2 protein-coding genes are annotated in these 10393 nt (G+C 76.8%); both read left to right on the top strand.

Annotation, left to right across the window (positions count from 1 at the left end; translation table 11 throughout):
- The first annotated feature begins 4 nt into the window (after window positions 1-4).
- Window positions 5-9499, top strand: a complete 9495-nt coding sequence (locus CC117_RS04200) for a type I polyketide synthase (protein ID WP_256385350.1) — start codon at window positions 5-7, stop codon at window positions 9497-9499.
- A 58-nt stretch (window positions 9500-9557) separates the two neighbouring features.
- Window positions 9558-10393: beta-ketoacyl synthase N-terminal-like domain-containing protein (locus CC117_RS04195; protein ID WP_198541728.1), on the top strand; the 836-nt coding region annotated here is incomplete at its 3' end.

The following is a 10393-nucleotide window of genomic DNA, read 5'->3' as shown; positions in this document are numbered from 1 at the left end:
CCGGATCGCCCGGTGGGGGGACCGGCTGGCCCTGGCAGCCGTCAACGGCCGGACGGCGGTCGTGGTCTCCGGCGACGCGGGCGCGCTGGCGGAGTTCACCGCGGAGTGCGCCGCGGGAGGTGTGCGGACGCGGGCCCTCCCGGTCGACTACGCCTCGCACTCCCCGCAGGTGGAAGCCGTCCGCGACCCGCTGATCGCGGACCTGGCCGGGGCGCAGGCCGCGGCGGGCGGCGTCGCGTTCTACTCGACCGTGACCGGCGACCGCCTCGACACCCGGGAGCTGACCCCCGGGTACTGGTACCGCAACCTGCGACAGACTGTGCGGTTCTCCGACACCGTCCGCGCCCTGCTGGCCTCCGGGCACCGGGCCTTCCTGGAGATGAGCCCGCATCCGGTCCTCACCGTCGCCGTCGAGGAGACGGCCGAGGCCGAAGACGTGGCGGAGCCCGTCGTCACGGGCTCCCTGCGCCGCCACGCCGCGGGCCCGGAGAGCTTCCTGCGAGCGGTGGCGGAGGTCCATGCCCGCGGTCTGCGAGTGGACTGGCCGGCGGTCTTCGCCGGCTCCGGTGGCCGGCGCGTCACCCTTCCCACCTACGCGTTCCAGCACGAGAGCTACTGGTTGGACAACCCCGCCCACGCCGGGGACGTCGGCTCGGCGGGGCTGGGCTCACCCGGCCACCCGCTGCTGGGGGCGGCCCTCGACCGCGCGGGAGGCTCCGAGCACCTGCTCACCGGACGCATCGCCGTCGGCACGCACCCATGGGTGGCCGACCACACCGTCGACGGCGTCGCGGTGCTGGCCGGCAGCGCCGTCCTCGACCTGGTCCTGCACGCGGCGACCCAGGTCGGGGTGAGCGGAGTGGAGCGCCTGCAGCAGGAGGCCCCGCTGGTGATCCCGCCGGAGGAGCCGATCGACCTGCAGGTCGTGGTCGGCGGTCCGGACGGCGCCGGCCGGCGTGAGGTGTCCGTGCACAGCCGGGACGCGCAGGCCCGGCCCGGCGGATGGACGAGGCACGCCACCGGGATCCTGCCCGGTCCCGCGGAAACGACCGGCAGCGCAGACCCCACGGCCCCCACGGCCCCCGACTCGCTCCCCGCGACGACGCCGCGCTCCTGGTCGGACCGCACAGACCTGCGGGTCTGGCCGCCGCCCGGGGCGGTCGAGGTTGATCCCGCCGACCTGGCCGCGGCGCTGGCCGGCGTCGGGCTCGAGCACGGGCCCGCCTTCGATCTGCCCGTCCGGGTCTGGCGCGGCGGTGGGCACCTGTACACGGAGGCCGAGCTGCCCTCCGGGCACCCGGCCCCGGCAGGCCACACCCTGCACCCCGCGCTGCTGGACGCCGCGCTGCGTCCCCTGTCCGCCCCGTCTTTCGTCGACCAGCCCGACCCGGTCCACCGGGCCGACCCGGCCGACCGGCACCGCGAAGCCGGGCAGCCCGGGCAGCCGCTGCTGCCCCGGGCCTGGCAGGACGTGTCCCTGAGCGGCGCGACCACGCCCGTCTCCGCAGTCCGGGCACGCCTCACGCCGGTCGCCGACGGTCACTCCCCGGGCAGCGCCGCCGTGCTTCTCACCGACGGCGACGGGGAACCGATCGCCACAGTGGCGGAGCTGACGCTCGGCCCGGTACAGGTCCGCCGTCCGGACACGGCACCGGGAGCACTGCCCCGCGACGCCCTCCTCGTCCTGGACTGGGTGCCGCTCCCGGCCGACGCACCCCGCCGGGATGCCCCGCGGCTGGCGGCCGTCGGCGCTCCCGCGGGACGGGATCTCCTCGGTCTGGACGCCGGCGCCCGGCCTGCCCCGGACGCCCCCGACGGCGCCGACGGTTTCCCGGAGCTGCCGGACGTGACGACCCACGCGACGCTGGCCGCCCTGGCGGACGCCGTCGCGGGAGGGCTGCCCCTGCCCGACGCCGTGCTCGTCTCCATCGACCCGTCCGATTCCGGCGATCTGTTCGACTCGACCGACATGGCCGGTGCGGGCGGTGGGGCCGGTGGAGCCGCGCGGGACCTGCCGGACGCCGCGCGGGCCGCGGTGGGCCACGTCCTCGCGCTGGCCCGCCAGTGGCTGGCCGAGACACGGTTCGGCGCCAGCCGCCTGGTGGTGGTGACCAGGGGCGCCGTCGCCGCCGTCGCGGGGGACGATCCCGACCCGGCGGCCGCCGCGGTCTGGGGCCTGCTGCGCTCGGCCCAGCTGGAGGAACCGGGCAGATTCGTGCTGGTGGACGCCGACCCCGGCGCCACCGGCCAGCCGCCCGCCGTGGCCGCACGCCCGCTCCTCCAGGCCGTCGCCGATGCCCTCGTCACCGGCGAGTGGCAGGTGGCGGTGCGGGCCGGGCAGGCACTCGCGCCACGGCTCGGCGTGCTGCCCGCGGCGGACACCCGCCAGCCCGACGATGCGGTGGCGGTGTCCTGGCGCTTCGGTGGCGCGGCGACCGTTCTGGTCGCAGGCGGCGAGGAGGTGGACGTCGCCCTCGCCGTGGACGACCTCGTAGCCACGCACGGGGCACGCCACCTGCTCGTCGTCCTCCCCGGTCCGGCTGATCGGCCGACAGCGGGGCCGGAACCGGACGGCCCCGACGGGACCGCGCCGACCGGTCCCGACGGAGCCGTACCTGCCGGCGTCGGCGAGGCGGTGCTGGCCGCCGCGGCGGCCGCGCGGGAACAGGGCGCCCAGGTCGAGCTCGCTGTCTGTGACACCAGTGACCGGGCCGCGCTGTCCGCGCTGCTCGCCGGCGTCCCGTCCGACCACCCGCTCACCGGCGTCGTGCACGTCCCCGATCTCGACATCCGCGGGATGATCAGCTCGTTGGACCCGGGCCAGCTCGACGCCGTCCTCGGCGGCGGCGCGCGGGCCGCGTGGAACCTGCACGAGCTGACCGCGGGGGCGCCACTGGTGGAGTTCGTCCTCTTCTCCACCGCCGCGGCCACGGCCGGCGCGGCCGGGCGGGCCGGCCACGCGGCGGCGGGGGCCTTCCTCGACGCGCTGGCGGAGCATCGCCGGGCCGCCGGGCTGCCCGCGACGTCGCTGGGCTGGGGCCCCTGGCAACGCGCCGGCGGACCGGACCCGCGGCGCGCGGCCACCGCGGGCTTCACTCCGCTGCCTGCGGATGTGATTCGGGCGCTGTTCACGGCCGCCGGGCGGGCCCGCCGCGCGCCTGCCGGCGGCGGGCAGGGCGCTCGGGACCGCGCGCTGGTCCTGCCTGCGCCGATCACCCCCACCGCCCTGCGATCGACCCTCGGGGCAGGTACTCCATCCCCCCTGTTCACCGCGCTCGCAGGCTCCGCGGCTCCAGCCGCCACCACCGCGACCGCGCTGCGCCGCCAGCTCGCCGGCATCCCCGCCGGCCGCCGAGAGAGCGCGGTGGTGGACCTGGTGCGCACGCAGGTGGCCGCGGTGCTGCGCCACCCCGCGCCGGAGACGGTCCGCGCAGACCGCGCGTTCACCGACATCGGCTTCGACTCCCTGACCGCGGTGGAACTGCGCAACCGGCTGGCCGCGGCCACCGGGCTGCGCCTGCCCACCACGCTCGCCTTCGACCACCCGACGCCGCTGGCGCTGGCCCGCTTCCTGCTGGCCCGCATCCAGCCCGACGAGGCCCGGGTACGCGACCAGGCACCGGCGAGCCGGTCCGGCGCGCACGACGACCCGATCGCGATCGTGGCGATGAGCTGCCGTTACCCCGGCGGGGCCGACTCCCCGGAGAAGCTGTGGCGGATCCTGACCGAGGGGACTGACGCCGTCTCCGACTTCCCCACCAACCGCGGCTGGGATCTCGACCGGCTGTTCGACCCCGACCCGGACCGACCGGGCACGACCTACGCCCGGCAGGGCGGCTTCCTGCACGACGCGGACGGCTTCGACGCCGAGTTCTTCGGCATCAGCCCGCGCGAGGCGCTGGCCACCGATCCCCAGCACCGGCTGCTGTTGGAGACCGCCTGGGAGGCGTTCGAGCGGGCCGGCATCCCACCCGACGCGCTGCGGGACACCCGGACGGGCGCCTACGTCGGGACGGTGGGCACGGACTACAGCTCCCGGCTGCGCTCCGTCCCCGACGACCTGGAGGGGTACCTGGGGATCGGCAGCGCCAGCAGTGTCGCCTCCGGGCGCCTCGCCTACGCCTTCGGGCTGCGCGGCCCGGCCGTCAGCGTGGAGACGGCCTGCTCATCGTCGCTGGTCGCGCTGCACCTGGGGATGCGGTCGCTGCGCAGCGGGGAGTGCGACCTGGCGCTTGCCGGGGGCGCGACCGTGCTCGCCACGCCCGACCTGTTCGTCTGGTTCAGCCGGCAGCGGGGGCTGTCCCCCACCGGGCGCTGCCGCGCCTTCGCCGCGGGAGCCGACGGGACGGCGTTCGCGGAGGGCGTCGGCCTGCTGCTGCTGGAGCGGCTTTCCGACGCCCGGCGCAACAACCACCCCGTACTCGCCGTCCTCCGCGGCAGCGCGGTGAACTCCGACGGCGCCAGCAACGGGCTGACCGCGCCCAGCGGCCCCGCCCAGGAGCAGGTGATCCGCCAGGCGCTCGCCGACGCTGCCCTGACAACCGCCGACGTGGACGTGATGGAGGCCCACGGCACCGGCACGAGCCTCGGCGACCCGATCGAGGCCCAGGCCATCCTCGCCACGTACGGCCAGGACCGACCCGCCGACCGGCCGCTGTGGCTCGGCTCGCTGAAGTCCAACATCGGTCACACCAACGCCGCCGCGGGCGTCGGCGGCGTCATCAAGATGGTGCTGGCGCTGTGCCACGGCCTGCTCCCCCGCACGCTGCACGTGGACGAGCCGTCCCCCCATGTCGCCTGGGACGAGGGCGCCGTCCGGCTGCTCACCGAGGCCAGGCCCTGGGCCGCCGCCGGCCGCCCGCGCCGCGGCGCCGTGTCCGCGTTCGGGATGAGCGGCACCAACGCCCACGTGATCCTCGAAGAGGCCCCACCGGTCCCGGCCCAGCCCCCGGCTCCCGCGCGGCCGCCGGCGCACGACGCGCTCACGTCGCCCTGGTTGCTCTCGGCGCACAGCCCGCAGGCGCTGCGCGCAGTGGCGGCACGGCTGCGCGCGCACCTCACCGACAACCCCGACCTGACCGCGCGCGAGGTGGCCGCCGAACTGGCCACCACCCGGGCCTTCTTCGGGTACCGCGCGGCGGTGACCGGCACCGGCCGGGAGCAGCTGCTGGACGGGCTCGCAGCCCTGGCCGACGGCGCGACGGCCCCCGGAGCCGCGCGGGGGGAGCCGGGTGCTCCCGGCTCGACCGCGTTCCTGTTCACCGGGCAGGGCAGCCAGCGCCCCGGGATGGGGCGCGAGCTGTACGAGGCCCACCCCGTGTTCGCCGGGGCACTGGACGAGGTGTGCGACCACCTCGACAGGCACCTGCCGGTGCCGCTGCGCGAGATCCTCTTCGCCGCCCAGGGCGACCCGCGCGGCGCGCTGCTGGACCAGACCCGGTACACGCAGGCCGCCCTGTTCGCCGTGGAGGTGGCGCTGTTCCGACTGGTCACCCACTGGGGCATCGTCGCCGACCATCTCATCGGCCACTCCGTCGGCGAGCTGGCGGCGGCGCACGTCGCCGGTGTGCTGTCGCTCGCCGACGCCAGCCGGCTGGTGGCCGCCCGGGGCGAGCTGATGCAGGCCGCGCCCGCGGGCGGGGTGATGATCGCCGTCGGCGCGCCGGTGGCGGATGTCTCGGCTGCCCTGGCGGGGCTGGAGGACCGTGTCTCGGTCGCCGCGGTCAACGGCCCCGCCGCCACCGTCGTCGCCGGCGACAGCGACGTCTGCCTGCGCCTGGCCGACCAGTGGAGCGCCGACGGGTACAAGACCCGGCAGCTCACCGTCAGCCATGCGTTCCACTCCCCGCACATGGACGACATCCTCACCCACTTCCGCGACATCGCCGCCACCGTCGACTACCACGACCCCCACACCCCCCTCATCTCCAACCTCACCGGCCACACCGCCACCCCCGACCAGCTCCGCTCCCCCGACTACTGGACCGACCACATCCGCCACCCCGTCCGCTTCCACGACGGCATCCRCCACCTGCACTCCCTCGGCGTCACCACCTACCTCGAACTGGGACCGCAGGGCGTGCTGACCCACCTGACCCGGGACTGCCTGCCCGACGCGCCGGAGGCGGCGGTCCTGCCGGTGCTGCGCGGTGACCGCGGCGAGCCCGCCGCGGCGGCGCTGGCGCTGGCCACCCTGTTCGTGCACGGCACCGGGGTGCGCTGGGACTCGGTGTTCGGCGCCCGCGCCGCGCGCCTGGCCTCCCTGCCGACCTACCCGTTCCAGCGCAGCCGCTACTGGCTGGAGGACGAGGCGGCGCCCGCCGACGTGGCCGCCGCCGGTCTGCGGGGAGCCGGTCACCCGCTGCTCGCCGCCGCCGTCGACCTCCCCGACGGCGCGGCGGTGTTCACCGGTGTCCTGTCGGCGCGGTCGCGTCCCTGGCTGGTGGACGCCTCGGCGGAGCTGCTGGCGGCAGTGTCCGTGGAGCTGGCCCTGCACGCGGGTCTCCAGACGGGTGCCGAGCGCCTGGAACGGCTGACGGTGACGCCCACCGCTGCGGCGTCGGGCGGCGCGCTGCGGCTGCGCGTGGTCGTGGCTCCCGAGGACCCCCACGGTGCCCGGACCGTCGCCGTGCACACCCGGCGGATCCGGGACGGCGCCGCGGACGGCGGTGGGGACCACGAAGGCGGCGACGAGCCGGGCTACGCGGGCGACGACGCGCCCGCGTGGGCGCCGCTCGCACTCGGAGTCCTCAGCGCAGCCCCGGCCAGCCCCACACTCCCGGTCAGCCCCACGCCCCCGGCCAGCCCCGGGCTCCCGGCTGACACCGGGCTCCCTGCTGGCATCAGGTCCGCGGGCTCCACGGCACCGGTCGGTCCGCCGGAGCGGCGATGGCCGCCGCCCGAGGCGGTCGGCGTTGGCGACGACGAGCTCTCGACGTTGATGGACGCGGCGACGCCGGCGTTCACCCGGGGCGCCTGGCGCCACGGCGCGGACAGCCTCGTCGAGGTCGAGGTGGCACCGCAGACCCGTCCCGAGGCCGGGCGGAGCGCGGTGCACCCCACGCTGCTCGCGGCGGCGCTGCACGCACTGCCCCTGGCGGGACCCGGCACGCCGACGGCCCCGCCGACCTCACTGACCTGGTCGGACGTCCGGCTGCACGCGACAGGCGCAACCGAGGTGCGCGGCCGTGTCACGGGCGGCGGGCCGGAGGGTGTCTCGATCACCCTCACCGACGGAGCCGGGGGGAGGGTACTCACGGTCGGGTCGCTGCGCGTCGACAGTGACGGAGGCGCGGCAGCCGCCGGCCCCGACCACCAGCTGCCCCTGCACACGCTGAGCTGGGCACCACCTGTCCCGCCGCACTCCGACGACGGAGCCGCCGATGGTTCCGGCGGCGTTCCCGCCGCAGCCGACGATCCTGCGGGTGCCCTTCCGCCGCCCGGCGGGGAGTGGGCTGTGCTCGCGGACCCAGCGGCACGCGGACCGGTCCTGCGCTTCCTCGGTGTCGACGCCGCGTGGATCTGGCCCGACCTCGGCGCGCTGCGGGAGGCCATCTCCCGCGACACACCGGTGCCCGGGGTGGTCCTGCTACCGCTGCCGCCGGAACCTGTCCCCGCCGCCCCGGAGGGCGCCGGCCACGCCGACGGCGGCCAGGGCCACGGACTGCCCGCCGCCGTTCGGGCAACCGTCTCGGGTGCGCTGCGCATCGTCCAGGACTGGCTCGCCGAGCCGGCGCTCGCCGGGGCGCGGCTGGTCGTCGTGACCCGTGGCRCAGTCGCGACCAGCCCGGGCGCGGACGTCACCGACCTCGCGCGAGCAGGGGTGTGGGGCCTGCTCCGGTCCGCCCAGTCCGAGAACCCGGACCGCTTCGCCCTCGTCGACCTGGAACCAGCCGACGCGGACTCGGCGGCGGGTGGCTTGGCGGCGGGTGGCTTGGCGGCCGCGGTCGCCTCGGGCGCCGGGGTGTGCGCGGTGCGGGCGGGCGCGGTCCTCGTTCCCCGGCTCCTGCGGGTGCCGCGGACCGCCGGTACCCAGGCCTCGCCGCCCGACGGTCGCGGCGGCGGGACGGTCGGCGCCTGGTCACCGCCCTCCCCGGAGGGGACCATCCTGATCACGGGAGGTACCGGGACGCTCGGCGGCATCGTCGCGCGGTACCTGGCGGCCGAGCACGGCGCGCGGCACCTCCTCCTCCTCAGCCGCCAGGGCCCGCGGGCCGCCGGCGCGAGCCAGCTCATCGCCGACCTCGCCGCGCTCGGGGCGCAGGCGACGGTGGTGGCCTGCGACGCGGGTGATCGGGCGCGCCTCGCCGCCGTGCTGGCCGCTGTGCCGGCCGACCGCCCGCTGACCTCGGTGATCCATCTCGCCGGCGTCCTCGACGACGGTGTGGTGGCGTCGCTGACCCCGGCCCGGCTCGCCACCGTGCTGCGCCCGAAGGTGGACGCCGCGTGGAACCTGCACGAGCTCACCGCCGGCGCGCGGCTGGCGGAGTTCGTCCTCTTCTCCTCGGTGTCAGGAATCCTCGGCGGCGCCGGCCAGGGTGCCTACGCCGCGGCCAACACCTTCCTGGACGCGCTCGCGGTGCACCGACGCTCCCTCGGCCAGCCCGCCACCTCGATGGCGTGGGGGCTGTGGGCGTCCGAAAGCGGCATGGCCGGCGGACTCGACGACGTCGGCCGCGCGCGGCTCGGTCGCTCCGGCCTGGTGCCGATGTCGCCCGCGCAGGGGTTGACGCTGTTCGACGCGGCCCGTGCCGCGGCGCACGGCGCGACCGTGGTGACCGCGCGGTGGAACACCGCGGAGCTGCGGCGGCAGGCCGACGAGGGCCGGCTGCACCCCGTCCTGGACGGGCTGGTCCGCCGTCTGCCGAGGCGGGCGGCCACCGCCACCGCCGCCGAGCACCCGCGCGACGTTCCGCTCGCCGTCCGGCTGGCCGAGCTGCCGGCCGACGAGCGCGACGCGCACCTGCTGGAGCTCGTCCGCACGCAGAGCGCGCTGGTGCTGGGGCACGGGCGCGCGGCCGCCGTCCGCGCCGACACCGCGTTCCGGGACACCGGGTTCGACTCGCTGACCGCCCTGGAGCTGCGCAACCAGCTGAACGCCCGCACCGGGCTGACGCTACCCACCACGCTGGTGTTCGATCACCCGACTCCGATCGACGTCGCCGCGCTGCTGAGCGCGGAGCTGCTCGCGCAGACGGGCGGATCAGGCAATGCCCCGCCCGGCGGTGCGGGTGGCCCCGCCAGGGGCCTGGCGGGAGGCGGCCCGGCGGGCGGAGCCGCGCCCGCCGACGCCGCCTTCGCCGGGCTCGCCGAGCTGGAGGCCGCGCTGGAACGCCTCGCCGCGGACGACCCCGCACTCACCGCGATCCGGCCGCGTCTGCACGCCCTCGTCGGCCGCGCGCAGCCCACCGTCGGGGCGCATGTGGAGGACGAGCACCTGTTCACCGCCACCGACGAGGAGCTCTTCGACGCCCTCGACCGGGAGATCGGCGCCCCCTGACCCCGGGTCGCCATGGCGCGACGAGCTCCCCACGGCCCCCGCAGAGAACGGTGATCGGATGTCCAACGAGGAGAAGCTGCGCGAGTACCTCCGGCGGGCGACCACGGACCTGCGCCAGGTGCGCCGCCGGCTGGTCGAGGTCGAGGAACGCGACCGTGAGCCCATCGCGATCATCGGGATGAGCTGCCGTTTCCCGGGAGGTGTCGAGTCCCCGGACGACCTGTGGGAGCTTCTCGACGCCGGCCGCGACGCCATCGGCGACTTTCCCACCGACCGCGGCTGGGAGCTGGACACCCTGTACGACCCCGAACCCGGCCGCCCGGACCGCTCGTATGTGCGCTCCGGCGGCTTCCTGCGCGACGCCGGCGGCTTCGACCCGGCCTTCTTCGGCATCGGGCCGCGCGAGGCCACGGCGATGGACCCGCAGCACCGTCTGCTGCTGGAGACCGTGTGGGAGGCCGTCGAGGCCGCCGGCATCGAGCCACGGACGCTGCGCGGCAGCCGGACCGGCACGTTCGTCGGGCTGGCCGCCCAGCGCTACGCGCCCGAGCGCGGCCGGGTCCCCGCCGAGCTCGACGGGCACATCATGACCGGCAACGCCACGAGCATCGCCTCCGGGCGGCTCGCCTACACGTTCGGTCTGCAGGGCCCGGCGGTGACCGTGGACACCGCCTGCTCGTCCTCGCTGGTGGCCCTGCATCTGGCGAGCCAGGCCCTGCGCCGCGAGGAGTGCGATCTGGCGCTGGCCGCCGGAGTGACGGTGCTGGCCACACCGGACCTGTTCGTCTGGTTCAGCCAGCAGCGCGGTCTCGCGCCGGACGGGCGGTGCAAGGCGTTCGCCGCCGCCGCCGACGGCACCGGATGGGCCGAGGGCGTCGGGGTGGTGCTGGTGGA

This window comes from Parafrankia colletiae (genome assembly GCF_001854655.1).
In the GTDB taxonomy this organism is placed as follows: Bacteria; Actinomycetota; Actinomycetes; order Frankiales; family Frankiaceae; genus Parafrankia; species Parafrankia colletiae.
This window is presented reverse-complemented; position numbering and strand designations above follow the sequence as displayed.